Genomic DNA, 25,793 nt, shown 5'->3' with positions numbered 1-25,793 from the left:
CTAGCGTCTTGCCGCTCATAAAGGGGCGGGCCAACATAGCATCGGCGACTTCACCAGCGGCTTGGTGAGATTCCAACCGGCGGTTTGATCAGCGGGTCCACGCCAGCCATTTGTTGAACAACGTCTTGACCCATGGGGTGAGCCGGGTCCGGCTGTATTGATCGCCAAGCCTGCGGATGGCCTCGGCCTGCGTCGGATAGGGATGAATGGTGCTACCGATCTTGGACAGGCCGAGTCCGTGCGTCATGGCCAGTGTGATTTCCGAGATCATGTCGCCAGCGTTACGAGCGACGATGGTGGCTCCCAATATCTGATCCGTGCCTTTCTTGACGTGAACTTTTGCGAATCCTTCGTCTTCCCCTTCGAGGATGGCGCGGTCCACGTCGCTAAAGTGCTGCACGTACGTGTCGATGCCGATTCCCTTCTGCTTGGCGTCGATAGCGTTCAGTCCAACATGGGCCAGCTCTGGGGATGTGTAGGTGGTCCAAGGAATCGTGAGCGAGCTCGACTTTTTACGGCCTTTGAACAGGGCGTTTTGAATGACGATGCGAGCCATGAAATCCGCAGCGTGAGTGAACTGATAAGGCGAACAAATATCGCCCGCTGCATAGATGCGTGGGTGGGTCGTTTGCATTCGATCGTTGACTCTTACGCCCGCTTTGTCGAATTCGACACCGACACCTTCAAGGTTCAGATGTTCGACGTTGGGAACGCGACCCACGGCGACTAACAATTTGTCGATCGTTTGCTCGTGGCGCTCGCCGTTGAGTTGGCCCGCAAGTCGCAGCCCCTCCTCGCTCTTGACTTCGACGGATCGCCCAAAGGAAAGCAGCTTCACACCGTCACGCAACATCGACTTCCGCACGATCTCGGCTGCTTCTCGATCTTCGCGAGGTAAGATGCCGCGATTGGACAGGGTCAGGAATACTTCGGAGCCAAGCTGGGCAAACGCCTGTGCCATTTCGCATCCGATGGGGCCCGCACCGATCACCCCGAATCGTCGCGGCAGTTCGGTCAGCGAGAAGACGCTTTCATTGGTTAGATACTCGACGTGTTGGAGTCCAGCGATCGGTGGGGCGGCGGCTCGGGCGCCGGTTGCGATAACGGCTCGCTTGAAGTTCAGCTTCGTACCCTCGACGTCCATCGTGCTGGAGTCGATGAAACGACCTTGTCCAAAGTAGACATCGATGCCAAGATCGCGGAACCGCATCGCCGAATCGTTTGGGCTGATGCGGGCTCGCAGCTTTCGCATCCTTTCCATGGCAGCAGCGAAATTGACGTTCACTCCCCCAGGTACATCGACGCCGAACGCACTTGCAACCTTGACGGTCGCCGCCACACGGGCCGCGCTGATGACTCCCTTCGAGGGTACACATCCGACGTTGAGGCAATCGCCGCCCATCAAGCTGCGCTCGATCAAGGCGACCTTCGCACCGAGTCCCGCCGCACCGGCGGCGGTCACCAAACCGGCCGTACCCGCCCCAATGATCACCAAGTTGTAGCGTCCTGATGGCGTCGGGTTGCTCCAACGCGGAGGATGGACGTTCGCTTCGAGTTGTTGATTGTATTCGTCGTAGGGCTGGAGTTGGGTGAGATCACTCATGGTCACTTGGTTTCCTTTGCGCCTTCACGCCTTTGCTTGAACTGGGCCGTTTGATGCATTTCATGGTCAAACGGACGATCAGAGGAAATATGCCAAGGATTGCAAATGCGATGATGATTTGAGCCAGTTGGATCGGACTGAAAACGGCACCAATGCCATCCTCCGCAAGCGTTTGAAGGTCGGGGACGCTTGAGCCGGCATAGACGTAAACGGCTGTCCCTGCCAGCATCCCCAATTGACTGACCCAGCAAAACGTTAGAGTTCGGATCGGCGTCAATCCCATCACCGCGTTGATGACAAAGAACGGAACCGCCGGGATGAGTCGCATGGTGAACAAGAAAAAGGGACCTTCCCTTTCCAATGCCTCATTGAAACTCTGTAGCCGCTGGCCGAATCGCTTCCGAATCGAATCCCGAAACAGGAACCGGCTCAGCAAGAATGCCACCGTTGCTCCCGCGGTCGACGCAAAGCTAACGAGCACCACACCGCGCAGCAGTCCGAAATACCAACCGTAGACGAGCGTCAACACGGCGGCGCCTGGGAGCGAAAGCCCCGTCACGACGACGTAAACGAAAAACGCGACTCCGTAGACCAGGATCGGGTGATCGGCTTGGAATTCACGGAGCCCGGTTTCGTGCTTGGCGAGGTTTTCAAGGCTCAACAGGTCACCCAACTGCGTGTACGTAATGACCACGATGGCCGCAACGACCAAGAAAACAACCGTCTTCTGGGTCTTCCTGGAAGTATTCCCCTGCGCTGGGCTTTCGATTTCCGTTGCCATGTTGTTCCTTCGGGTTTCAATACCGCTCCTTTCTACCATGTGACTCGGATTCAACCAGTGGCTAAAAGGCTATGTCGGCTACGCCAGATGGAAACAACCAGCCGCTGCGATACAAAGGTTGGCTTCGAACTAAGCCACACCCTCTTCGGCGAATCCAGGCAGCCAAGCCGGCAAAGCAGCGAAGCTTACATTCTGGCTCAATGCTAACAATGCGGTGACGGCTCGACGCATTTTTCGCGGGTACCCGACCACCAGCATTCTTAACCACACGGCGAAACGGGTTCCCTACTTGACGTGAGTTGCTTGCTGCACTGCCCGCGGCGTGAAGCTCCCCAGGGCGAAAGACCTGCCCTGATCGGCGCCAGTGCGATCTGATAAGATGGGAACGGGGTAAGCCAATCCATTCTTTGGATAATAGGGTGACGAGCATCAATTCGAAAAAGGTATTTCTAGACTCGCTCTCGGATCCGTCAAAGGCAGCGTTGGATCGGCCCGACGCAAATCTGCCGCTGCTGAATACTTACGATCAACTTTTGAATCTCCACATGCCTCCGAGCATGTTGATTTCCGAGAGCAATCGAATACTGCATGTTTTTGCCGGTGCGACTCAATTCCTTCGGCCCATCGGCAGCCGGGTCTCGAACAATGTCGCTGATCAAGTTCACGCCGACATCCGTGTTCCTCTTGTCACCGCGGTGCAGCGTGCCAAGCGAGAGCAGACAACGGTCAACGTTGCGGGCCTTCGCCTCGAGCGTCCTGATGGTCCACTGAATCTGAAGCTATTGGTTCGGCCACTGCAGGATCCAGCCACTTCCGAGAAATCGTTCTTAATCGAGTTCGATGTCCGGGACGGTATCGAAACCCCACCGCAGTCGGCCGCTGAACCCGAAGTCGAGCTTGCCGCAACGGAAGATGTTGCCGCACGCGAGGAGGAACTTTGCGGCGCACACGCGCGTGTGAAGGCCTCAATTGAACAACTGCAATCGACCAATCAAGAATTGGTTGCATCCAACCAAGAATTGCAACATGCGAACGAAAAGCTGCATCGCGTCAAGGGAGAACTGTTGACCGCGAACGCGGAGTTCCAACGCAAGATCGCAGAATTGACAGAGTTGACCGATGACATGGACAACCTGCTTAACAGCACTCATGTCGACACGATCTTTCTTGACCGCCAATTGAAAGTCCGCAAATTCACGCCTGACATCACTCGAATCTTCAGCGGGATACGTCAAAATGTTGGTCGAGGAATCGAGAATTGCACTTGCAACCTCGATAACGATCAACTTGTTCAAGAAATCAGACAAGTACTGCGGTCAGAAGCCCCGTATGAACGCGAGGTCCGTGACCGTAAGGGGTACATCTTTTTGATGCGAATCTTGCCGTATGTTTCACGAGGTTCAGTCGATGGAGTCGTTTTGACTCTGATTGACATTACGAGTCTTAGGCAAGCGGAGTCGCAACTCGCAGAGCTTTCCGACATTGTTCGACAATCCGATGATGCAGTCTTCCGCGTGGATTCAGCTGGAATGATCCGCTCATGGAATGCCGGAGCAGAACAACTGTATGGACGGACCAAGCAAATTATCGGCCAACATCTATCGCTGCTTGTCCACATGGACCAACGAAAAGAAGTCCTGGGTGTGTTGAACAGCTTGACGAATTCACAAACCGTCCAGCGCATACAAACTCAACACCTACGTGAGGACGGAGTGACGGTTGATGTTGCCGTATCGATTTCGCCGATACGAAATGATCGTGGTGACATGGTCGCCGCTTCGGTGATTGCCCGAGACATCAGTGACCGAGTGCGAGCGGAAGACGAAATTCGCGATGCCGTCCGTCAACGTGATCGGTTTTTAGCGATGCTATCGCACGAACTGCGCAACCCACTTGGTGCCATCGTCAATGCCGCACGGTTGATCGCCGCCACGACGGAAGGTGAGGTGAATCAAAAACGAGCCACCGAGGTCGTCATTCAACAATCGGATCAAATGTCACGCTTGCTCGATGATTTGCTGGACGTATCAAGAGTCACGCTAGGCAAGATAGAATTGAAACGAAAGACCTTTGATCTTGTCGAAACGGTGCAAGAGGCGGTTCGTGCCCTTGAGGATTCCTTCAAACAGTATGAATTGGAATTGTCGTTCGATTGCTACGAGGGTTCGCTGTTCATTGACGGGGATCCGGTTCGCTTGCAACAAGTGGTTGTGAATCTGTTACGTAACGCAAGCAAGTACACGCCTGCCGGGGGCAAAGTGTCACTGACGATACGCCGCGACGCGAACGAGGTCGAAATCCGCGTGAAAGACACGGGTGTCGGGATTGCTAACGAGATGATCCCTGAAATCTTTGAGATGTTCGTCCAGACCAACAATACGCTCGAACGTAGTCAAGGCGGAATCGGTGTTGGCTTGACGCTTGTCAAAGCAATTGTCGAAATGCATGACGGCTCCGTCGAAGTCTTTAGTCACGGTCAGGGTCGCGGTAGCGAATTTCGCGTTCGTCTGCCGCTGACCCTCACGCCCGATCCGGCCGAAGTGGCGTCACCCTCCATCACAGCCGCTTCAAGAACAGGCAACATCAACAGCATTGTTGTCGTTGAGGATATCCAGGACGCGCGTGAGATGCTTGAAGGGATCTTGCAGCTTCAAGGATTCAGCGTTAAAAGTGCCGAGGACGGCCCGAGTGGATTGCGATTGATTGAGTCAGAGATGCCGGACTTGGCATTGGTCGACATTGGGCTGCCTGGAATTGACGGTTATGAAATAGCACGTCAGTTACGAAAGAAACAATCCACGATGAGTATCTATCTGGTTGCGTTGACTGGCTACGGACAGGCGTCTGACCACCAAGCCGTACTCGATGCGGGGTTCGATGACCACTTAGTCAAGCCATTAAGGATCGATGATTTGGATCGGATCCTATTGCGACATAGTGATCCCAGTAGGGTTTGACGAGCAAATTGATTTTTCGTGTTGCCGCGTCAGACGCCTGGGCTCCAGCGAAATTTGTCAAGATCGTAGAACGCTGTGCGTTGACGGAGGCAAAAAGACTCAAAGTGGTGTGGCTTGATCAGACCGATGCAAAAGAAACTCTCAACGAGGTGAAATGTGATCCAAACGATACAATCTTTATCAAAACCAACGTCCCGCGTGCTCAGCATGCTCGGTTTTGGCGTCGTCATGCTCGTGGGCTCGATGTCCGCCGATGCAGCAGCGCCCTCGCCCAACGTCATCCTGATGATGAGTGACGATCAAGGATGGGGCGACGTCGGTTTCAACGGCAACGATCAGATCCAGACGCCACACTTGGACCAGATGGCAGCCAATGGCATTCGGTTCGATCGCTTCTATGCCGCAGCGCCGCTTTGTTCGCCAACGCGTGGCAGTTGCTTGACGGGACGCTATCCCTTTCGTTTCGGAATCCTCGCAGCCCATACCGGCGGGATGCGCGTCGGGGAAATCACGATTGCCGAAATGCTGAAGAAGAAGGGATACCAAACGGGTTTCTTTGGCAAGTGGCATATCGGTTGGGTGAAGCCGGAGGAAGTCGGCACGCGAGGTTTCTATTCGCCACCCTCACACCATGGATTCGATGAATACTTCGCGACGACGAGCGCGGTTCCGACTTGGAATCCGACGGTCACACCCAGTGGCTGGGACAGTTGGGGCGGGCAGGAAGGCGAACCTTGGAAAGGTGGCTTTCCGTACGTACACAACGGACAAGAGGCAAAAGACAACTTGGACGGTGATGACAGTCGCGTGATCATGGATCGCGTGATCCCCTTCGTCGAGTCGAACAAAGACCAGCCATTTTTTGCGACCGTTTGGTTCCACACCCCGCATGAACCCGTTGTCGCCGGGGAAGCGTTCAAAAAGCTCTACGCGAAATCGGGTCGTACGAGACAAAACTACTACGGCTGTATTACAGCAATGGACGAGCAGATTGGCCGGTTGCGTGAAAAGTTGCGTGATCTTGAAATCGAGAAACACACCGTCGTTTTCTTTTGTAGCGACAATGGTCCATCCGATGGACTGGCAAAAAAAGGAGTCGCATCGGCGGGGCCGTTTAGCGGACACAAACATACGATGTATGACGGTGGTCTATTGGTGCCGGCATGCGCAGAGTGGCCCGGTGTGATTCCAGCAGGCACGTCGACCGACACCCGCTGCGCGACCGTCGATTACTTCCCAACCATCATCAAACTGGCCGGTCTTGTCATGCCCGACAAAGACAAACGGCCGATCGATGGGATCGATTTGCTACAAGTGATTCAAGGTAAAGTGACGGATCGTGGCAAAGACTTGTTTTTCGGCTACCGTCGTCTTCATCAAGGAATCGATGGCAAAGCGATTATCTCAGGTGATTGGAAATTACTTCAAGAAGCAAAGCAGGATGGACGCGTACGGCTGTTTGATTTAAGCAGCGACCCCTTCGAGCAGCATGACCTTTGCACCGAATTGCCAGACCGAGCCAAGGAACTGAGCGAGAAGCTTGCTGAGCTTGAAGCGAGTTGCGATCGCAGCCGAGACGGTGCAGACTATCGCTACTAAGCATCGGTTGGGAGAGAGGTGAGCAGAATGTCGTCAGCTTGTATTCGGTGACTCACCGATTCTGCGGAAGAACCTTACTTGAACGTCGGAATGGGCGTAGGTTGGTAGCCACCCGACGTTGCCTTTTTGGGAATGGAATCGAGGAAGAACTGATCACGCACAGCGTGGACCACAATAGGGATGCGTCACATATCCGCTGGAAAAGGTCACGCCGCTCGCGGCGAGCTCGTTGAGATTCGGGGTTTGAATATCCGTCGCGCCGGTAAACCCAGTGTCCGCGTATCCCATGTCGTCCGCCATGATCACGACAATGTTGGGTTTGTCGGGATTCATATTTGTTGCACTGGCGATGTGCGGTAACGCCAACACCACCAGCACGGCTCCGACTTGAATTGCTGATTTCTTCATTTTGATCCCTACTTTGTCACTTTCAAGACATAGGCGAACTCTGATGGTTTTTCGGACGGCAGTTGAACCGTGAGGCCCTGCTCGTCGCGTGTCCAATCGAGTTTCTGATCGGTACCCAACAGGGAAACGGAATCGATACGACCGGGGAAAAACTCAGCGTCTTTCGCGAGCGACGTAACCGTGACCCGATTGTCACTGGGCCACTTTAAGCCCGTGACATAGAGGATCTCGCCGCGAGCTGTAAAACGCAGGTCTTCGGCGACGAAAGGTTGATCCTTTGCTTCCGAAATATGTCCCGTCGAAACCGCCGTTGGTCCTTCGCCGAATGTCTTCCAATAGGTTGTGTCATAGATCGCCTCGCCATTAATTTTGAGCCAGCCTCCGATCGCTTTCAAAATCGCTTGGTCTTCCTCAGGAATCGTGCCGTCCGAACGCGGACCTATGTTGAGCAGCAAACAACCGTTCTTGCTCACAATGTCAACAAGATCGTCGATCAAACGATCAGGCGTCTTGTAACGCTGGTTGTTTGTGTAGCCCCACGAACTTGAACTCACCGCCGTGTCGGTCTGCCAGAACGGTTTACGGATCTCCGCCATTTTCGAACGTTCTTTGTCCAGCACGGCAGCTTTTTCCGGGAACGCCCCCCATTTGTAATTAATGACTCCCAACCCTTCCGGATTGGGTGATGTTTGATTGTAGTAATAGGCTGCAAATTGCTTTAAGTGGTCAGCGAAAGGATTCTTCGCGTAAGTGTCACCCTCAAGCCTCGGTGTGATCCCAAAGTCGAACCAAAATACATCGGGTTGATACTTGTCAATCAACTCACACGAGCGAGCGAGCCAGTCATCTTTGAACTGCTGGTCCTGCGGAGGAAAGTTCTTCTGGTAGTCGGCAGCATCTTCATTGAACAGAAAAGGCATCGGGCGGCCGTACAAGTCGGCGTATTGCGGGTCGGCGTTATCAAAGGATGCGTCACGTACATAAAAGACCCAATTGAATGCTCGATGACTGCTGACGCCGAACTTGAGGCCTTCTTGACGCACGGCCTTGGAAAGCTCGGCAATCACATCTCGTTTTGGCCCCATCTCCGAGGCGTCCCAACGGGTGAAAGTACAATCATACATTGGGAATCCGTCATGGTGCTCGGCAACCGGGATCACATAACGAGCACCCGCTTCTTTAAATAACTTTGCCCACGAGCTCGCATCAAAATGCTCGGCCTTGAACTGTGGAATGAAGTCCTTGTAGCCAAATGACTTCTGTGGGCCATAGGTTTCAAGATGGTGTTGGAAGAAGTTGTCACCGCGACGTTCGGCGTCAATGTACATTTGCCGCGGATACCATTCGCTTCCAAAGGCGGGAACGCTGTACGCGCCCCAATGAATGAAGATTCCAAACTTAGCGTTCTTGTACCACTGTGGGATTTCATAGTTTTCCAAGGACGACCATTCCGCTTTGAACGGTCCTTTCGCAACCGTCGATTGAATTTTAGCAAGCGAGGATTCGACTTGTGGATGCGGCCGTGTGGCTTGGTGCGGCTCTTCGGCGACCAATGCCACGGGTAGAAGAGCCACCAAAAAGAAGCCCACCCCTACCAAAAAGAAGCCCACCCCTGTTGCCCAACATACAATGCAGCGACTTGGCAATGCAGTGAGGTTTAACTTGGTTTTACGGTACATCGTAGTATTACTAGCCTTTTCGTGGTGGGTTGTTACTAGCGAGCTTGCCAATTCGTTGTCAACAATAGCCGTTTTATTATTCCACCATTCTACACGCTACAGGTGATCCACTGTGACGCCGAAACCGAGGTTCCTTGGGGCAACTCGGACTTTGAATTTGCGTAGTCTTGAAGTGGCTGTGGCTTCCGAACACAGCCACTCATTTCCAACTGCGGCGGGGAGACACCGTCACGACCAAAGGCGGGAAGCGAAAGATCGGGTACAATGCTTGCGGGACAACCGAGATTCAATGAGGTCAATGGTGCAAGTCGAACGTTGGCGGGTTCGTGTGAAAGGAGTGGTGCAAGGCGTAGGGTTTCGGCCCTTTGTTTGGCATTTAGCACGAACCGAAGGAGTCGCAGGATGGGTCCGTAACGATTCACTTGGCGTTTTGATCGAGATCCAGGGCCCCCGAAGCACGCTGCAGCATTTCTGTGATCGAATCCAAGCGGAAGCCCCCCCCTTGTCCATCGTCAGCGATGTGTGTCATGAGGTGATCGAGAAGCAGGGCGATGAATCGACCTTTCGCATCGAAACCTGTCAGATAGAAAGTGATCCTCTGGCACTGGTGTCTCCGGATGTGAGCATTTGTTCCGATTGCTTGGCAGAGCTCGAGGATCCGACGAACCGGCGTTACCGATACCCCTTTACCAATTGCACTGCTTGTGGGCCACGGTACACCATCATCACCGATTTGCCGTATGATCGTGATGCGACGACCATGGCCGATTTCCGCCTTTGCCCTACGTGCCGCGATGAATACGGCGATCCGGCGGATCGGCGATTCCACGCTGAACCAAACGCATGTCCCGAATGCGGGCCTGCGGTATGGTTCGTTCCTGGGGACTCAGGATCGGTTTGCCGAGATGACGATGCCATCGAAATGGTCAAACAAAGGGTCGCCGCTGGCGGAATTGTCGCCATCAAGGGCGTCGGCGGTTTTCACTTGGCCTGCGATGCCCACAACCGAGTCGCGGTCAACAAGTTACGCTCACGAAAGCACCGCGCCGCAAAACCCTTTGCGGTCATGGTTGCCGATTTGGCCACCTGTGAGCGGTTTGCGATTCTCGGCGATACCGAACGTGCCCTGTTAGTCAGCCGCCAACGTCCAATTGTCTTGCTGCGGCGACAGCCGGACACTCATGATTGGTGCGAATCCGTCGCACCGGGAAACGACTTCATCGGTGTGATGTTGGCCTACTCGCCTTTGCATGCCTTGTTGGTTGACAGGGGGGAAGTCTGGGTCATGACCTCGGGTAATCAATCGGACGAACCCATCGCCTTCGAAAACGATGACGCGATGGATCGATTGAAGGGGATCGCTGATGTTTTTTTGCTCCATGACCGGAGAATCGAAACGGTTTGCGATGACTCCGTGATTCGCGTTGTCGAGGATCGATCACTCCCGATCCGACGATCGCGCGGATACGCGCCGCTGCCGATCACATTGCCTACGGACGGACTTCCGCTGCTTGCCGTGGGTGCAGAGATCAAAGCAACCGTTTGCCTAACAAAAGGGACCCAGTGTTTTCTCAGCCAACACATTGGCGACATGGGCAACCAACAGACGTTGCTGGCAATGCAACGAGTGGTTCATCATCTGCTGCGATTGTATCAAGTTGAACCTGAAATCGTCGTCGCCGACATGCACCCCGGATACTTGTCGTCTGCTTGGGCAGAACGTTTTTCAAAAACACATGGCGTGCCACTGCGGAAAGTACAACACCACCATGCCCATGTCGCTTCACTGCTCGCCGAGCATTCCGTCGCACCGGAAACTGCGATCATCGGTGTCTGTTTTGATGGCACCGGTTATGGAACAGACGGTGCGATCTGGGGTGGCGAGTGGCTGATCGCAAACGCATTTGCTTTTCAGCGGTATGCTCATCTGTCCTATGTGCCACTACCCGGAGGTGATGCCTGCATTCGCTATCCAGCCCGCATGGCTCTGGCTCACCTCTTTCAAGCTGGAATCGACTGGGCTGATTCGCTGCGCTGCGTGAAATCGATTCCTCCGCAGCAGCGACGGCTGCTTCAACAACAACTGGAGCGAAGCTTTCATTGTGTCCCCAGCAGCAGTATGGGGCGGTTGTTTGACGCCGTCGCTTCGCTTTGTGGTGTACGTCATCAAGTGAGCTACGAAGGCCAAGCAGCCATGGAATCCGAGGCCATCGCGAGCGATGTTTTTCGAAAGGGTGTGCCCTCAGCCTGTTCGCCACTGCACGATGGCCATCGTGTGGTTCGATCCGATAAACGTGTCGTCACAATGAATGAACACGCAGCATCCATAAAGCCCTATGAGATTGCTGTAATCAACGCGGATGTCACACAGGTCGATTCCGGGCGACTGATCGAGCAAGTCGTTTCTGACCTTCATCACCAACGTCCCGCGTCCGAAATCTTGGCGAGGTTTCACCTGACGATTGCCGAATCCATTGTGAAAATCAGCATCAAGGCTCGGACAGCAACCGCGATCAATCAAGTCGGGCTGACGGGCGGGGTATTCCAAAATGCACTGCTGACGCAACTGGCTCGGCGACGGTTGGTTGACGAGGGATTCGAGGTTTTAACGCACACCACGGTCCCCCCAAATGACGGCGGCCTCGCTTTGGGGCAGGCGTGGATAGGACGGCAAGTTGATTGCGAGGATTTTGGATAGTCGCGTGCAGCCAACTGCCCTACAATCAAATGGACTGGTCGCTTCCTTTCCGCCCACACCATCATTTTCCATTATGTGCTTAGCTGTTCCGGGACAAATCGAATCGCTCTACGCCGACAACGACACGCCGATGGGCAAAGTGAACTTTGGCGGTGTGGTCAAGGAGGTTTGCATGGTCTACCTGCCCGAGGTTCAAATCGGCGATTATGTCATTGTCCACGTTGGGTTCGCGATCCACCAGATTGATGAGGAGTCCGCACAAGCGACGTTGGAATCCTTTGCGGAACTCGGGTTATTGGACGATGAACTCGAGGATCTGCGTGTCAGTGGAGAGGATTCATGAAGCATTTGAGCGAGTACCGTGACGGGGCAAAGGCTCTGAAACTGGCTGCTGAGATTGCTCGGATTTGTAAGGGTAATTGGGCCATCATGGAGGTTTGTGGTGGTCAGACCCATTCGATCATTCGCAATGGGATTGATCAGATCGTGCCGCAGAACATCGAGATGATTCACGGGCCCGGTTGCCCGGTCTGTGTCACTCCGATTTCTGTGATTGATAAGGCTCTTGAAATTGCAGCCCGACGCAATGTCCTGTTCTGTTCTTTCGGAGACATGCTTCGCGTGCCGGGTACGACTTCGGACCTTTATCGTATCAAGGGGGGTGGGGGTGATGTGCGGATCGTCTATTCGCCACTCGACGCTGTCAAATTGGCTCGCAAACATCCAACGCGTGAAGTCGTTTTTTTGGCAATCGGTTTCGAGACGACGGCACCGGCGAACGCGATGGCGGTCAAGATCGCTCAGCAGCAAGACATCCATAATTTCTCGGTGCTCGTATCGCACGTGCTGGTTCCGCCGGCAATCGAGGCCATTATGAATTCGCCAGGCAATCGTGTGCAGGCCTTTCTGGCGGCCGGGCACGTATGCAGTGTGATGGGGTTTCATCAGTACCATCGCCTCGCGAGCCAGTATTCCATTCCGATTGTGGTGACCGGCTTTGAACCGCTGGATTTGCTCGACGGAATTCGCCGAGCCGTGGTCCAACTCGAAGCCGGTCAGTCCCATGTCGAAAACGCCTTTCCGCGAGTCGTCACCGAAGCCGGTAACGAGGTGGCTCAAGCAACGATTGATGAGGTTTTCGAGACGACCGATCGTGCTTGGAGGGGGATTGGCGTGATCCCTCAAAGCGGCTGGCGCCTGAAACCCAAGTACGCTGAGTTTGACGCGGAGCGGAGATTCGCGGTTGAAGACATTGCACCCGAGGAATCCAATGCGTGTCGTGCTGGTGAGGTGCTGCGTGGCGCATTGAAGCCGCACCAGTGTGAAGCGTTCGGAAAGCAATGCACGCCAAGGACCCCACTCGGTGCAACCATGGTATCGAGTGAAGGAGCCTGTGCGGCGTATTACAATTACGGACGATTCGTGCATCCTTAGGCAGCAGGTTCGCAATCGGCGTCACCCTCGCTCCGTATCCATCCCGGCCACACCAACACTCGATTCCCGGAGTCTCGGGTTATCGCTGACTCGAGGACCTTATGAAGCCTTCCACGTTGAACATCGCATCGCCACTTTGTCCGGTGCCACTGCGAGATTATCCGCAAGTCATTCTTGCTCACGGCGGCGGCGGAAAACTATCCGCAGAGCTGATCGAACACATTTTTGCACCAGCGTTTGCCAACGAACATGTCACGCTTCTGAGTGATTCCACCCCGCTTTGTTTGCCCAGCCAACGGATTGCCGTTTCGACCGACTCGTTTGTTGTTCAGCCGCTGTTTTTTCCTGGCGGCAGCATCGGTGATCTCGCCGTGAATGGAACCGTCAATGATTTGGCGATGAGCGGAGCGCGTCCGATGTATCTGACCGCTGGTTTTATTCTCGAAGAGGGTTTCGAGATGGAACAATTGATTCGCATCGCCAAGGACATGGGACGTGCGGCAAGAGACGCAGGCGTGGCGATCATCGCCGGCGATACAAAGGTGGTCGAGCGCGGGCACGGCGATGGATGCTATATCAATACATCGGGCATCGGCGTTTTGCCAGCAGAACGCAAGATCGCTGTTGATCAAGCAAAACCGGGGGATGCCGTGATCCTTAGCGGATCGGTTGGAGATCATGGTGTTGCGATCATGAGTGTCCGTGAAGGGTTAGATTTTGAGAGTCCCATTTTGAGTGATTGTGCGTCGCTAGCGGATCTGGTTCAGAAAATGCTCGACACATCAACGAACATTCGCGCCATGCGAGATCCCACGCGAGGTGGTGTCGCGATGAGCTTGAACGAAATTGCTGCAGCATCCCGTTGTGGCATCGAACTGGATGACGAGTGCATTCCGATCAAAGAGCCGGTTCGCTCGGCATGTGAGTTCCTGGGGCTCGATCCCTTGCTGGTTGCAAACGAGGGGAAGCTGATTGCGATTGTCGCAAAGAGCGACGCTGATCAAGTGCTGAACACGATGAGGGCTCATCCACTCGGTTGCGACGCGGCGATCGTCGGCCACGTGGTCGAAGATGACAACCAACTCGTGGTTTCCCGTACCGCGGTGGGGACAAAGCGGATCGTTTCGATACCCGTTGGCGAGCAGCTTCCCAGGATATGCTAGAGCACTCGCAGTGGCATGGCGGTGAAAATCGCCAGGACTGCAGTTCTGGTACCATGGCGACATGCCCCCCAATCTGTTGAATCAAACGACGCAAGTTTTTGCCTTTCTCGCTCGTTCTTTATTCAATTCATTCGAAGGATTCCAGGAGCCCTGAAATGCATGAGCTCTCGATCGCATTGAGCATTCTCGAAGTGGCTCAAGAAACGATGAATCAATACCCCGATTCCGAACTGGTCGCAATTCACATACGACTTGGACCGATGTCAGGAGTCGTGCGGGAAGCGCTTGAACCAGCCTATGAGATTGCTCGCGAATCCTCGTTTCCAAATGTAGCTCTTGTCATCGAAGAGACCGAGTTGATGTTGGATTGTCCCCAATGCGGTGGTCACCGAGCAGCCGTGTCGATTAATGATCTTCGATGTTGCGAGTGTGGTAGGATGACAGGAAGCATTGTTGGCGGACGCGAAATGGAAATTTCAGCACTTGAGGTGAAGGACGATCTGCATGACACGATTAGTTGAAGTTCGGACACAGATTCTAAAACAGAACGATGTGGTTGCTAGGGAGCTTCGTAAACAGTTTGCCGAGCAAAAGTGTTTCGTTGTTAGCTTGGTCTCGAGCCCTGGGGCGGGGAAGACGCAGTTGCTGCAGCAGACGCTGCAAATGCTGAATGGTCCCTTTCGAGTCGCAGCGGTCGTCGGTGACTTGGCGACCGAAAACGATGCTGCGCGATTGGCGACCAGCGGAGCAAGGGTGAAACAAATCACCACCGGAACGCTTTGTCACTTGGAAGCGGAGATGGTTCGCGAGGCGATTGAGGCTTGGCGCGATGTACCGCTAGATTTTCTATTCATCGAAAATGTGGGCAACCTTGTTTGCCCTGCTAGTTACGATCTCGGGGAGAATCTTCGCGTCGTTTTGTTCTCCGTCACCGAGGGCGAGGACAAACCGATTAAGTATCCGACGATATTTAACACCGCGGATGCCACCCTGATTACCAAGATGGATCTTGCCGACGCCGTGGAATTTGATGAACCGGCAGCGCGAGCGAGTGTTGATCGAGTTCGACCCTCGATGGAGGTCTTACGCGTTTCCGCGAAGACGGGAGAAGGGATGCAGGATTGGCTCGATTGGCTCGACTCGCAACGTCGCTTGTTACCATGACATGATGTTTTCATGGTTCGGGAGAGATCACCTTCCAGCGATCCAGCAATTCAATCACGTGTGCGAAAGCTGCATCAAGGTTTGCCTGGGCCGCAGAGGTGAGCCCGTCACCCATCTCGAATCGGTAGCCGCGAATGCCCATGACCCAAGCCTCAGGGCTGTGATGAAAGTGATCCTGACAAAGGGCCAACACGGCTCCAGGCGTGACACTATGACTGGTGAAAGCGATCTCGGAGGTCGGCTCGAGCGGCTCAAGCAGAAACGGCTCGGGAGCCGAGACGCTGGCGTCGACAAACAGGACACGTTGGCGGCCCACCAAGGCGGCTGCATCCTCGATGTTGAGCTGATAGTCGGCGTCGGTTTCGATATCCGAGCGGTGTAGCCTCGCCAGCCGATCGATTAGCGCCGGCCCCAACCCATCATCGCCACGTTCGGGGTTGCCGCATCCCATGATCAAGGAAGGCAGGTGGTTCATTCGCGAGAACGCTCGTCGAGGATCGTCCCGTCGGGACCGATCAGTTGCACACACAGTCGCATCTGGCCCAACGCATGCGTGGCACAACTGAGGCAGGGGTCGTAGGCCCGGATCCCCACTTCAATCGAATTGAGCATCCCTTCGCTGATTTCAGCCTGTCCTTCGAGGTATTGATCGGCGACCACGCGGACGGCCTGGTTCATCGCTTCGTTATTGTGCGTGGTGGAAACGATCAAATTGCCCCTGACGACCTGGTCGTCGTCGTTGACGTCATAGTGATGGATCAACGTGCCGCGTGGGGCTTCGATAATCGCAATGCCGCTTTCGCAACGCTCGCCCTGTGTGGTCAGTTCACCGCTGAGCACATCGGGATCCGCCAAGAGATCACGCATCTTTTCAGCCGAATGGACTAACTCGATCATGCGCGCCCAATGATACGCCATGGTTGCATGAATCGGGCGCCCGCTGCCAAGCGTCATGAATTCCTGGCGTTCGGCCTCGGCGATCGGCGTGTCGATGAAGTCGCAGTTGTTGATCCGTGCGAGCGGCCCGACGCGGTACCATCCCTTTTCCTGGCCCAGATCACGAATGAAGGGGAACTTCATGTAGCTCCAATCGCGGACCCCTTCTCGAATCACGTCGAGATAGTCTGATGGAGTGACCTGATCGAAAATGATCTCGCCGTCTGCATCCTTGGCGCGGAGATTCCCATCGTACAAGTCCAAGCAACCATCCTCGCGAACGATGCTGAGAAAATTGGATTCAAACGTGCCAAAGGGGAGTAGTTTTTCCGCATTCGCACGCGTGACTTCCTTACAGAGTTGCAGGCCTTCAACACTCCATTCAATCATGGTATCGACCTCTGCGGCAAGTCGGTCGCGGTCCTCTTGCGACAAAACCTTGTTGACGCCACCGGGGATCGAGCCCGTGCCATGAATTTTTTTACCCGCCGTGGCCTTGATGACCTCCTGACCGAATTTCCGCATCAACACAGCCTTCTTGGCGATCTCAGGATGTGCTTGAATGACACCGATAACATTGCGCTGCGCGACCGGCGCGTCGAATCCGAACAGCAAATCGGGCGAGGCGAGATGGTAAAAGTGCAGTGCGTGAGACTGGTAGGTCTGCCCGTAGTGCATCAACCGACGAATTTTCTCGGCGGTGGGCGTGATCGGATCAGCGCCAATGATCATGTCACACGCCTTAGACGCGGCAAGATGATGACTGACCGGACAAATGCCACAGAGACGTTGCACCAGGACCGGGACTTCCCAATAGAAGTGCCCCTGGACGAAGCGTTCAAAGCCCCGAAATTCGATGATGTGCAAGCGTGCCTGTTGCACGTGGTTGGCCTCATCCATCTGGATGGTGACTTTGCCATGCCCTTCGACTCGCGTGACTGGATTGATCACGATTTTTCGAGTGCCTTGTTGCGTCGCTGCGGTCATCGTCTCAGCCTTTCAGGTCAATCGTATTTCAGGAGTTCGTAATCGAGCGTCGGTTCACGCCCTTCGAGCAAAGCCACGACCGCAGCCCAGATTGCATCAGCCGATGGTGGACATCCCGGCAGGAAATAGTCAATCTTGACCACTTCATGAGCCGGGTAGACCCGATCCAGTAGAACCGGTAAGTCGGGATCGTTTGGGATAATGCCGTCAACAACCGACGGGCCGCTAAGGAATGCTTCTTCGAGGCACTCGCGCAGCGGAACGGTGTTGCGCATGGCTGGTACACCGCCGGTCAAGGCGCAAGCGCCAACCGCAACCAGCGTTTTGCAGTTGTCTCGGAACATCTGCAAGAATTCTACATTCTCATCGTTGCTGCAGCCCCCTTCGATGAGCCCGATATCGACCATCCGATCAAACCGTTTCTTGTCGTTAATGGGCGACTTGTCGAACTCGACCAACTCGGTTAGCTGCAGGATGCGTTCATCAATGTCAAGGAGCGACATGTGACAGCCGAAGCAGCCGGTAAAGTGCCCTGTGGCGATCGTCGGTTTGGACATGGAAGTTCCCTTTTGCTGCTTGGTGCGTCAGTGGGCTGCCTGTTCGATGTCCGATCCGATCGGACGGTGATCGTATTTGCGTTGTCCAACGGGGATGGTGTAGCCGAGGCGTTTCGTGTGCAGGCACCCCGTCGGACAGACGCTGGCGGCAGCATCCGCGACATCCATCAGCGTCTCGCCCAGACCATGTTCGGCATTGACGGTGATCACCTTGTGGATGCCCCGTCCCTCAAAAGCAAACACGGTCTTACCGTCCTGGATCGCCGAGGCACGCACGCAACGACCACAGAGGATGCAAAGATCTCGGTTGACGAAGATATCAGGATGCGTTGCATCCATCTCGCGGTGGCTCTCGATGTAAGGAAGCGTTGGCGTGATCATCCCGAGCCGATAGCCCTCGGCTTGGAGTTCACAATTGCCGCTCGATTCACACGAGGGACAAAAATGATTCCCTTCGACAAACATCATTTCCAAAACCATGCGGCGGTGCTCATTGAGTTCCTCCGTATCGTTCTCGACCTGCATGCCGTCCTCGATGGGAATGGTGCAGGAGCTTTTGGGTCGGCCATCTACCTTGACCACACAAAGCCGGCAATGACCCCGCGGCGGTAGATCCTTGTGGTGACAAAGCCGGGGAATGTAAACTCCGGCCGCGTCCGCAGCCTCCATGATCTTTTGACCCGGAACGCCCTGAACTTCCTTTCCGTCGATGGTGAAGGTGATCGTGTTATCGCTCATCGTTGGACTCCCTCCGATTTCGGTGTTGGGTCGGGATCACATGGTTTGCCATTCCCGTTGGAGGCGTGTGGCTCAAGTTGAACCATTTCGCGACCCGCGCTGGCGCAGCCCGCCCTCACCGCTTTGGCCAAATCCAGGCGTGGGAAGTAATCGCCCGATTGCAGTCGAGCCTCGTACAGTTCAGGAAATTGCTTGAGCGTACTGAGGATGGGATTGGGTGCGGTCTGCCCCAAGCCACACTGACTCATCGTCTTGATCGTCCCGCACAGCTTTTGCATTGCCTGCAACTCGGTGTGCGTTGCGTGCCCATCAAGGACCGCACGCATCTCCTTCAACAGCAGGGTCGTGCCAACACGGCAAGGAACGCACCAGCCACAAGATTCCTCGGCAAAGAATTCACCGAACTGATACATGTACTCAAGAAGATCGCGACCGGGCCCGAAGATAATGATCGATCCGCCCGTCGCGAGATCTTCAAAGGCGATACGCCGAGAGAAATCTTTCGGTCCGATGCAACTGCCCGAGGGACCGCCGATCTGTACCGCCTGAGCGTCCTCCGCCCCCACTTGTCGTAACAGTTTTTCAACCGTGATGCCGTACTCGACTTCATAGACTCCCGGCAATTGGCAGTCGCCCGAGATGCTCAGCAGCTTCGTCCCTTTGCTCTCGACCGTCCCCAGACGCGAGAACCATTCGCCTCCGTTTTCGAGAATGCGGGCCGCACAGCAGAAAGTCTCGACGTTATTGACCAGCGTCGGTTGCTCTTTGTAGCCCTTTTCAACGGGGAAAGGTGGCCGGTCGCGCGGAGCGCCACGTTTGCCTTCGAGCGATTCAATCAATGCCGATTCTTCACCGCAGATGTAGGCACCCGCGGCCGCTTGAATCCGGATGTCAAAGTTGAAACCTTCGAGACCGCAAATGTTACGTCCCAGCAGCCCGAGCTGGCGATGGTTGGCTAACGCTCGCTCTAAATCGCCACGCAGATAGTCGTATTCGCCACGCAGGTAGATCATCCCCTCTTCGGCACCGATCGTGTACCCAGCGATGGTCATCCCATCAAACATTAGCTCAGGATTATCCATCAAAATGACGCGATCTTTGAAGGTCCCCGGCTCCCCTTCATCCGCATTACAGATCACGTAGTGAGCACTCCCTTCGGATACTCGACACTTTTCCCATTTGGCAGCCGTGGGGAACCCCGCGCCACCACAGCCTCGAACCTGTGAGGCGTAGAGTTCAATGATGATTTCGGCTGGTGATTTGCGAATCGCTTTCCTTAACGCATCACCGCTGTCATACGGTCCAAGCAAGATGGGGCCACTCTGCCGCAAATTCTTCCGCACACGTGCTTGCGGCAGCGTATCGATCTCCTCGCCCGCCCGGATCGCAGCAACGATACCAGGAACATCCTCGGGCTGAAGACTGGTTAACGCAATGCCGTTAACCAGTACGCTGGGAGCTTGATCACTTAAGCCGATACAGGAAGCCTTCTCGAGCGTGATCTTCCCATCCTCGGTCGTCTCACCGAGAAAGACACCGAGCTCCTTCTCGAAGGCTTCGATCAACTCGTCCGCGCCCTGCATGCGTTCCACAACGGCCGTACAGACGCGGATAACGTTCTTGCCTTGTGGGGAACGCGAGAAGAATGCGTAGAAGCTGACCATGTCACGGACTTGGGCGCGATGAATCCCCAAGCTTTGGGCGATCAGGCCGATACTAAGTTCTGAGAGATGCCCGAGTCGTCCGTGGACGGCACGGGCCACATCCATCAACCGTGTGGGATCATGGTCGTATTGACGAGCAATTTGCTCGATGACCGCGGCGGTTTCCTTTGGCATGGTACAAGCCCCTTGCCTGGTTTGCGAAATGAGCGGTTCAGAAATGCGAGACATTCATGCTAGTTCTTTTCACTAAACTTCAATGTAGTGCTCCCGCGCAAGAATGAAAGCAGCACACACACGGTTTCGTATATTTTTCGTTAAGTTTTCTTCGCCAATGAAATGCTAACATCAAGAGGGGATCGGGGTGCGGCAGAATGACGCTGCTTGATCGCATTGCAGCTTTCCGCCGCCTCAACGCTTCGATGGCTCATCGCTAGCATGACGTTGCACCGGTGTTGTGTCGTTACCGCAACAGCGCTCACGCCTATGCGATTTGTTGCAGCTAAGAATTGGGTGGCCACTTATGTGTTACGATTGATCAAGTGCATGACGGCCAGTCGTTGTTCGCAAAGGACCAGGCTTCCCGATCGCGAGGGCCGTCTTTGGATCGATCGGTTTGCATAGAGACTCAACACATCATGAATCCCCCATTCGAAGAGCAAACCATAGCAATCACCGGTGCGGCCAAAGGCATCGGACGTGCGATTGTCGATTGTTTTTTTGCAGGCGGGGGCCCGCATTCTTGCGATTGACCTTGACGCAGATGGCCTTGCCCATCTGCAGTCCGTCGCGCCTCGCCGCTTGGCCGTTGGCAACTGCCCGAGGAGTTTGGAGCAATGGCCGCGCATTGAATCCGTCAGGGAATGCGAAGAAATGCAGGCCTACTGTATGTTAGCCTACGCGCAAGATAGAATGGAACCTCCCTCCGCCACTCCGACCCACCGCACCACAAGGTCGTTCAATCATGCGAACCTTCGTTCTCATCCTGGCCACGCTTCTCCTCACAAATAACGCTCCAGCACAGCGAGAGCGTGAAGTGAGATGGGTCAATCCGAATGGCGGAATGAGTGGCTATCGCGGCGATGTGGAAAAGATGATCGTTGATGAACTGATTCCATTGATTGACTGGTCGTATCCGACGAAGGCAAATGCGTCCGGAAGAGTTGTCGCTGGATTCTCGATGGGCGGCGCAGGTTCTGTGTCACTCGCGCTGAGGCATCCCGATCTATTTTGTACGGCAGGCAGTTGGGGCGGGGCACTGTCGTGCCGAGCATTTGACTGCCAAGCGTGAGTCCGACACCCTGCCCGCAGCTCGCACATGAAGTCGTTTCGAACTGGATCGCGGTAGCCCCCTAATTGGTAACGCTCTCGATGAAGACATTCTCGCAATTTCTTACCCAAGCGAATTCCAGGCACTTGCTGCTCGAAATCTCGATGGTCGCCGTGACGGTTACGGTGGCACTGACAGGTCACGGTGTTGCGCAGGAGATCGCCGCTGGCGTGGGAATCGCATCACAGTATGCTCGCGATCAGGGAATCGAGAAACACCCGAGTGTTGTGTTCGCTGAGAACTTTGAACGGCGCGACCTGGATGCGATCGGACAGCGATGGGAAACCGTACGCAACCCCGAGATCATGTCGATCAGTGACGATGTGCCGGCTGCAAGTTCTGGCAAGCAGTCGCTGTTGATGAGTCAGACGGCCGAAACAGGAACCGGAGCCGATCTCTATCGAAGGCTCGATGACGGCTACGATCAACTTTACACGCGGATGTACGTCAAGTTCGACGAGGCTTGTGAACCTGTGCATCATTTCGGGACCTGTGTTGGCGGCAACAACCCTTCGACCGCATGGCCCTCGGTCCGCGCGGGGCAACCCACCGCGGGCGACAAATCGTTCTGGGTCGGCATTGAGCCCTTCGGCAAGACTTGGACCTGGGACTACTACGCTTATTGGTGCGAGATGCGAGGCAGCCCACCTCGCGGCCAGACTTGGGGAAACAAGTTCATTCAAGACGATTCCTTGAGCGTGCTTCGCGGACATTGGACTTGCATCGAAGTGATGGTCCGAATGAACGATGTCGGAGAGACCAACGGCGAGTTGGCACTCTGGATCGAAGGAAAACCGGTCAGCCACTTGGGCAAAGGATTTCCAAGTGGCAAATGGGTTTTCGATAAGTTTAACCCTGGGCAAGAAGGCGAGGGAGTTCGCTGGAATCCAAAAACTGGCGACCGCGAGTATTTTGCAACTTCGCCTGGCGGTGATCCTTTTGAAGGTTTCCGCTTTCGGACCGCGAAAGCGTTGAACGTGAACTTCGTCTGGTTGTACTTGTACATCACCAAAGGCACGGCGGGACATGTCAATCGCGTTTGGTTTGACGATGTCGTGGTCGCGAAAGATTACATCGGTCCAATCCAAACCGAGTGACTCTGAACGCAATCGCAGTTTACGGGTGACCGAAGTGCAGGGCTCCGACATGGGAACGAACAAGGGAACATTTGAATGCAGACTTCATCAGTAATCGGGCGAGTTCTTGTTACCTCAATGAGAACCTGTCTCGTCGGGATTGTGATCGCTTTCCTGAGTGGCGCGGCCGATGCAAGCGAAAGCCAACTGCCGAATCAAGACCTCACGCCTTCGCCAGCCGAGCTCCAAGCATCTTGGGAGCAAGACTATGCGTACCTGGAGGGGTTGATTGCCGATGGCGGCGGCGAGGCGGGCTTGTTCACGCCTGGTGCCCAAGCCAGTACCCAAGCCAACAACGTTGCCAATCGTCATGCACATATTTGGGTCAATGACCGTCGTCCGCTGGATGTGCAACTGCGGCGCACCGCAGCCCTGCTGGAAAAACTGCATGCCATCCGCCAAGCGACGCCCAATGCATCAGAGATGGGGACACAACTTGATGAATTGCAGCAGCAGTATGAACGGTTTCGCCAAAAGGCGTCTACGTTTGCCCGTTCCAAAGGGGAAAAGGATGCAGATGCCGACAAAAGCCTCTACCTGGAACTGCGTCGTCTGAATCGCTCGATCGTGTTGAGCAACCCACTTCTGAATTTTGATGACATTCTGTTTAACCGCTGGACCAGTAACTACGGCCATGTCCAGGAATGCTGGGGCACGACGGTCCTTGATGAAGGCGGTCTCTACGTGCTTTCGGGACTTCAGGGCGGTCGTACACGGGTTAGAAATCTGCTGCAGGATTCACGTTTCGAGAACGGTCCTTGGCAAGGGCAGAGATTGCTCGACTTAGGCAGAGCGGTCCGCTCGTTTGATCTGTCCCATGACGGAACAAAAATCGTTTTTGCCTGGGTTCACCGTCAATCGAGAATTCACCGGATTGCATCGGTCAATGCGGACGGTACCCAGTTGCGTTTGTTGACCGAGGGGAAGTATGAAGACCTGGACCCGATCTGGCTCCCGAATGGACGAATCGCCTTTGTCTCGACTCGCGCCGAAATCACGGTGCGTTGCAACAATAACGATACGACGAAGCAATGTGTGTTGTATTCGATGAAGGCCGACGGCAGCGACGTCGTACGAATGAGCTTCCATGAAACGAATGAACGGTATCCCTCGGTCGACAACGACGGGATGCTGATCTACATGCGCTGGGATTACATCGACCGCGATTTTTCCGCAGCACACAATCTGTGGCGGTGCTTTCCCGACGGCAGGGATCCTCGCTCGCCTCACGGAAACTACGCGTTTCCGCATGGCAGTTGGAGCACAAGCGTGGACGGACGCGGCGATCGGCCTTTTGCCGAGTACTTTATGCGAGCGATTCCAGATTCGAGCAAATACATCGCCATTGCCTCGTCGCATCATTCACCCCCGTATGGCATTCCTATCTTGATAAACACAGGCATTCGGGATGACTACCGAGTGTCTCAGGTGGAAACCATCACGCCCGATTGCCTGCCGTTCGCCTCGGAATGTGGGGACTACTCAAAACGGGGGTTGTACCAGGGGATTCGTTACACACCGATACGACCCCATTCCGCCTATTTCGATCCGTGGCCTCTGAGTGAGGATTTTTTCCTTGTTCCTTGGGGCATTATCTCGGATCGGAAAGCAGGTTCGCTTCAAGAACATGACAACGAAACCAACATGCGTCTCTATCTGCTGGACGTATTCGGGAACAGGGAATTGATTAGCGATTGCAATCTGAATGCGGGTGGGCATTACCTAACGGCCCGACCGCTGCGTGCCACCCCCAAGCCTCCTGAACATCCGATGGGAACTTGGCAAGGTGAACGTGCTGAAGCTTCCGATCATCAGCGAGCCACCCTGGCAGTGCTGAATGTCCGGCAGACCGATTTTGATTGGCCGGAAGATGTGAAGATCGCAAAGATGCGCATTGTTCAGCTCTTTCCACGCAAATGGGGAGTCGGCAACATCGAGGCCCCCTCCACCGGATGGAGTGAAGGAGGTATCTGCCGCGCCTCGATGGGAACCGTGCCCGTTGAGGAGGACGGCAGCGTGTACTGCGAGGCTCCGGTCAACAAGGGGCTGTTGTTCCAACTTCTAGACGAGAACGGTGTTGCGGTGCAAACCATGCGGTCGCTCACTTACGTCCATCCTGGCGAGCGACTGATGTGTGTCGGTTGTCATGAAGACAAATGGCAAGCCGCGCCACGCGGCGAGGCAATCCCGATGGCCTTCCAACGCGACCCTTCCCCCTTGGAACCGGATGTGGGGGGCGTCGTCCCGATGACCTTTGGGTTTGTCCGACCCGTTTTTGATAAATCATGCGTTGAATGCCATCGACAACAGGACATCGCATTGACCGACTATGCCTATAACGACAACGAGCCAGTGGTTCCCGATCCAGGTCAAACGAACCGACTTTCCGACTACATCTGGTGGTTCGATTCGAGCAACAACAACGATGGAATCGGCCCCTACGGCGGTTACCGTTCCACTCCCTACCGCTTTGGTTTCAATGAATCTCGAATGGGCAAAGCGCTCATGAATCCGACGCATCAGGCTGCTCTGCACGCAGGCGCCTTTTCACAGCAAGACTTGGACCGAATCATTCTCTGGCTGGATCTCAACGCGATGCGTCTGGCGCGGCCTACCAAAGATCCGCAGCAACTGCACCGCCAAGAATATGGTGGCGACTTCGTTTGGCCAGATGAAATTGATCGCAGCAATCCCAGCGGCGTCGAATATGATCGCCCGGTCCCCTAGCCCGGATGAATCATTGGAGTGGTAGGCTTTAGCCGATTGCGTGCTGGATCCTTGCTGAATCGGCTAAAGCCTACCACTCCAACGTGCGCAGTCTGCTTTCTTCTCAAAGTAAACATTCGCGGAAGGTGTGGAGGCTGTGCGCAGCGTCAACGGCCAGCGGTTCACTTTTGGTCGAGATGGGGGCGGTGAGACTCGATCGAGCCAACTTGGCGCCGAGTTGACGGGATGATTTACG

20 protein-coding genes are annotated in these 25,793 nt (G+C 54.9%); 11 read left to right on the top strand and 9 right to left on the bottom strand.

The genetic code is table 11. From position 1 onward, the window contains the following. Window positions 1-88 precede the first annotated feature (88 nt). Both Poly41_RS20915 and Poly41_RS20910 read right to left on the bottom strand, forming a co-directional pair. Window positions 89-1,603, bottom strand: coding sequence for a mercuric reductase (locus Poly41_RS20915; protein ID WP_146528683.1), 1,515 nt, complete (start codon window positions 1,601-1,603; stop codon window positions 89-91). Beyond that, window positions 1,596-2,384: a TVP38/TMEM64 family protein gene (locus Poly41_RS20910; protein WP_146528682.1), complete on the bottom strand. Its 789-nt coding sequence runs from the start codon at window positions 2,382-2,384 to the stop codon at window positions 1,596-1,598. The genes Poly41_RS20915 and Poly41_RS20910 overlap by 8 nt, the downstream gene beginning before the upstream one ends. Window positions 2,385-2,803: 419 nt before the next feature. Between Poly41_RS20910 and Poly41_RS20905 the strand changes: the two genes are divergently transcribed. Both Poly41_RS20905 and Poly41_RS20900 read left to right on the top strand, forming a co-directional pair. Beyond that, entirely contained in the window at window positions 2,804-5,341 is a 2,538-nt protein-coding gene (locus tag Poly41_RS20905) for a PAS domain-containing protein (protein WP_146528681.1), read from the top strand. A gap of 207 nt (window positions 5,342-5,548) precedes the next feature. Further along, window positions 5,549-6,940 (top strand): sulfatase-like hydrolase/transferase, encoded by a 1,392-nt coding sequence (locus Poly41_RS20900; protein WP_146528944.1) that lies wholly within the window; start codon window positions 5,549-5,551, stop codon window positions 6,938-6,940. A 153-nt stretch (window positions 6,941-7,093) separates the two neighbouring features. Here the strand turns inward: Poly41_RS20900 and Poly41_RS20895 are convergent, their stop codons facing one another. Both Poly41_RS20895 and Poly41_RS20890 read right to left on the bottom strand, forming a co-directional pair. Beyond that, window positions 7,094-7,348, bottom strand: a complete 255-nt coding sequence (locus Poly41_RS20895) for a sulfatase-like hydrolase/transferase (protein ID WP_231615818.1) — start codon at window positions 7,346-7,348, stop codon at window positions 7,094-7,096. A gap of 8 nt (window positions 7,349-7,356) precedes the next feature. After that, entirely contained in the window at window positions 7,357-8,922 is a 1,566-nt protein-coding gene (locus tag Poly41_RS20890) for an alpha-L-fucosidase (protein WP_231615817.1), read from the bottom strand. Between the two features lie 403 nt (window positions 8,923-9,325). Here Poly41_RS20890 and hypF point away from each other — a divergent pair, with 403 nt between their 5' ends. The 6 genes from hypF to hypB all read left to right on the top strand — a co-directional run bounded on the left by hypF (window position 9,326) and on the right by hypB (window position 15,486). Beyond that, on the top strand, window positions 9,326-11,725 hold the full coding sequence (gene hypF, locus Poly41_RS20885; RefSeq protein ID WP_146528679.1) for a carbamoyltransferase HypF: 2,400 nt from the start codon (window positions 9,326-9,328) through the stop codon (window positions 11,723-11,725). A 73-nt stretch (window positions 11,726-11,798) separates the two neighbouring features. Beyond that, window positions 11,799-12,068 (top strand): HypC/HybG/HupF family hydrogenase formation chaperone, encoded by a 270-nt coding sequence (locus Poly41_RS20880; RefSeq protein ID WP_146528678.1) that lies wholly within the window; start codon window positions 11,799-11,801, stop codon window positions 12,066-12,068. Further along, a complete protein-coding gene (hypD, locus tag Poly41_RS20875) occupies window positions 12,065-13,159 on the top strand; it encodes a hydrogenase formation protein HypD (RefSeq protein ID WP_146528677.1) in 1,095 nt (364 codons plus the stop codon). The genes Poly41_RS20880 and hypD overlap by 4 nt, the downstream gene beginning before the upstream one ends. Window positions 13,160-13,260: 101 nt before the next feature. Continuing rightward, window positions 13,261-14,322 (top strand): hydrogenase expression/formation protein HypE, encoded by a 1,062-nt coding sequence (gene hypE / locus Poly41_RS20870; RefSeq protein ID WP_146528676.1) that lies wholly within the window; start codon window positions 13,261-13,263, stop codon window positions 14,320-14,322. 155 nt (window positions 14,323-14,477) lie between these two features. After that, window positions 14,478-14,843 (top strand): hydrogenase maturation nickel metallochaperone HypA/HybF, encoded by a 366-nt coding sequence (locus Poly41_RS20865; protein WP_146528675.1) that lies wholly within the window; start codon window positions 14,478-14,480, stop codon window positions 14,841-14,843. Then, a complete protein-coding gene (gene hypB, locus Poly41_RS20860; protein ID WP_146528674.1) occupies window positions 14,827-15,486 on the top strand; it encodes a hydrogenase nickel incorporation protein HypB in 660 nt (219 codons plus the stop codon). The genes Poly41_RS20865 and hypB overlap by 17 nt, the downstream gene beginning before the upstream one ends. A gap of 10 nt (window positions 15,487-15,496) precedes the next feature. Here the strand turns inward: hypB and Poly41_RS20855 are convergent, their stop codons facing one another. The 5 genes from Poly41_RS20855 to Poly41_RS20835 are packed head-to-tail and all read right to left on the bottom strand — an operon-like array spanning window position 15,497 to window position 20,542. Then, window positions 15,497-15,961, bottom strand: coding sequence for a hydrogenase maturation protease (locus tag Poly41_RS20855; RefSeq protein WP_146528673.1), 465 nt, complete (start codon window positions 15,959-15,961; stop codon window positions 15,497-15,499). Then, the gene (locus Poly41_RS20850) at window positions 15,958-17,409 is read right to left on the bottom strand and encodes a Ni/Fe hydrogenase subunit alpha (protein WP_146528672.1); all 1,452 of its coding nucleotides are present in this window, start codon (window positions 17,407-17,409) and stop codon (window positions 15,958-15,960) included. Before Poly41_RS20850 ends, Poly41_RS20855 begins: the two co-directional genes overlap by 4 nt. Window positions 17,410-17,426: 17 nt before the next feature. After that, window positions 17,427-17,966: an NADH-quinone oxidoreductase subunit B family protein gene (locus Poly41_RS20845; protein ID WP_146528671.1), complete on the bottom strand. Its 540-nt coding sequence runs from the start codon at window positions 17,964-17,966 to the stop codon at window positions 17,427-17,429. A gap of 27 nt (window positions 17,967-17,993) precedes the next feature. Further along, a complete protein-coding gene (locus Poly41_RS20840) occupies window positions 17,994-18,704 on the bottom strand; it encodes a 2Fe-2S iron-sulfur cluster-binding protein (RefSeq protein WP_146528670.1) in 711 nt (236 codons plus the stop codon). Continuing rightward, window positions 18,701-20,542: an NAD(P)H-dependent oxidoreductase subunit E gene (locus Poly41_RS20835; protein ID WP_146528669.1), complete on the bottom strand. Its 1,842-nt coding sequence runs from the start codon at window positions 20,540-20,542 to the stop codon at window positions 18,701-18,703. The genes Poly41_RS20840 and Poly41_RS20835 overlap by 4 nt, the downstream gene beginning before the upstream one ends. A 787-nt stretch (window positions 20,543-21,329) precedes the next feature. Between Poly41_RS20835 and Poly41_RS20830 the strand changes: the two genes are divergently transcribed. The 3 genes from Poly41_RS20830 to Poly41_RS20820 all read left to right on the top strand — a co-directional run bounded on the left by Poly41_RS20830 (window position 21,330) and on the right by Poly41_RS20820 (window position 25,558). Further along, complete coding sequence (locus tag Poly41_RS20830) at window positions 21,330-21,656, top strand: alpha/beta hydrolase-fold protein (RefSeq protein WP_146528668.1); 327 nt, start codon at window positions 21,330-21,332, stop codon at window positions 21,654-21,656. A gap of 80 nt (window positions 21,657-21,736) precedes the next feature. After that, window positions 21,737-22,792 carry a hypothetical protein gene (locus Poly41_RS20825; RefSeq protein ID WP_146528667.1) on the top strand — a complete coding sequence of 352 codons (1,056 nt, stop codon included), beginning with the start codon at window positions 21,737-21,739 and terminating at the stop codon, window positions 22,790-22,792. A 117-nt stretch (window positions 22,793-22,909) separates the two neighbouring features. Next, window positions 22,910-25,558 (top strand): HzsA-related protein, encoded by a 2,649-nt coding sequence (locus Poly41_RS20820; protein WP_197231490.1) that lies wholly within the window; start codon window positions 22,910-22,912, stop codon window positions 25,556-25,558. Window positions 25,559-25,793 lie beyond the last annotated feature (235 nt).

Origin of the sequence: Novipirellula artificiosorum (assembly GCF_007860135.1) — a bacterium.
Taxonomy (GTDB): Bacteria; Planctomycetota; Planctomycetia; order Pirellulales; family Pirellulaceae; genus Novipirellula_A; species Novipirellula_A artificiosorum.
Note: the sequence above shows the minus strand (reverse complement) of the source record. Positions and strands in the feature narration are given on the sequence as shown.

Excerpts from the sequence above, each read along its gene's own strand:
- hypD (WP_146528677.1), top strand. The coding sequence starts at position 12,065 with ATGAAGCATTTGAGCGAGTACCGTGACGGGGCAAAGGCTCTGAAACTG.
- hypF (WP_146528679.1), top strand. The coding sequence starts at position 9,326 with ATGGTGCAAGTCGAACGTTGGCGGGTTCGTGTGAAAGGAGTGGTGCAA.
- Poly41_RS20895 (WP_231615818.1), bottom strand. The coding sequence starts at position 7,348 with ATGAAGAAATCAGCAATTCAAGTCGGAGCCGTGCTGGTGGTGTTGGCG.
- Poly41_RS20855 (WP_146528673.1), bottom strand. The coding sequence starts at position 15,961 with ATGAACCACCTGCCTTCCTTGATCATGGGATGCGGCAACCCCGAACGT.
- hypE (WP_146528676.1), top strand. The coding sequence starts at position 13,261 with ATGAAGCCTTCCACGTTGAACATCGCATCGCCACTTTGTCCGGTGCCA.
- Poly41_RS20910 (WP_146528682.1), bottom strand. The coding sequence starts at position 2,384 with ATGGCAACGGAAATCGAAAGCCCAGCGCAGGGGAATACTTCCAGGAAG.
- Poly41_RS20850 (WP_146528672.1), bottom strand. The coding sequence starts at position 17,409 with ATGACCGCAGCGACGCAACAAGGCACTCGAAAAATCGTGATCAATCCA.
- Poly41_RS20825 (WP_146528667.1), top strand. The coding sequence starts at position 21,737 with ATGAAGACATTCTCGCAATTTCTTACCCAAGCGAATTCCAGGCACTTG.
- Poly41_RS20915 (WP_146528683.1), bottom strand. The coding sequence starts at position 1,603 with ATGAGTGATCTCACCCAACTCCAGCCCTACGACGAATACAATCAACAA.
- hypB (WP_146528674.1), top strand. The coding sequence starts at position 14,827 with ATGACACGATTAGTTGAAGTTCGGACACAGATTCTAAAACAGAACGAT.
- Poly41_RS20865 (WP_146528675.1), top strand. The coding sequence starts at position 14,478 with ATGCATGAGCTCTCGATCGCATTGAGCATTCTCGAAGTGGCTCAAGAA.
- Poly41_RS20840 (WP_146528670.1), bottom strand. The coding sequence starts at position 18,704 with ATGAGCGATAACACGATCACCTTCACCATCGACGGAAAGGAAGTTCAG.
- Poly41_RS20830 (WP_146528668.1), top strand. The coding sequence starts at position 21,330 with ATGCGAACCTTCGTTCTCATCCTGGCCACGCTTCTCCTCACAAATAAC.
- Poly41_RS20880 (WP_146528678.1), top strand. The coding sequence starts at position 11,799 with ATGTGCTTAGCTGTTCCGGGACAAATCGAATCGCTCTACGCCGACAAC.
- Poly41_RS20820 (WP_197231490.1), top strand. The coding sequence starts at position 22,910 with ATGAGAACCTGTCTCGTCGGGATTGTGATCGCTTTCCTGAGTGGCGCG.
- Poly41_RS20845 (WP_146528671.1), bottom strand. The coding sequence starts at position 17,966 with ATGTCCAAACCGACGATCGCCACAGGGCACTTTACCGGCTGCTTCGGC.
- Poly41_RS20835 (WP_146528669.1), bottom strand. The coding sequence starts at position 20,542 with ATGCCAAAGGAAACCGCCGCGGTCATCGAGCAAATTGCTCGTCAATAC.
- Poly41_RS20900 (WP_146528944.1), top strand. The coding sequence starts at position 5,549 with ATGCTCGGTTTTGGCGTCGTCATGCTCGTGGGCTCGATGTCCGCCGAT.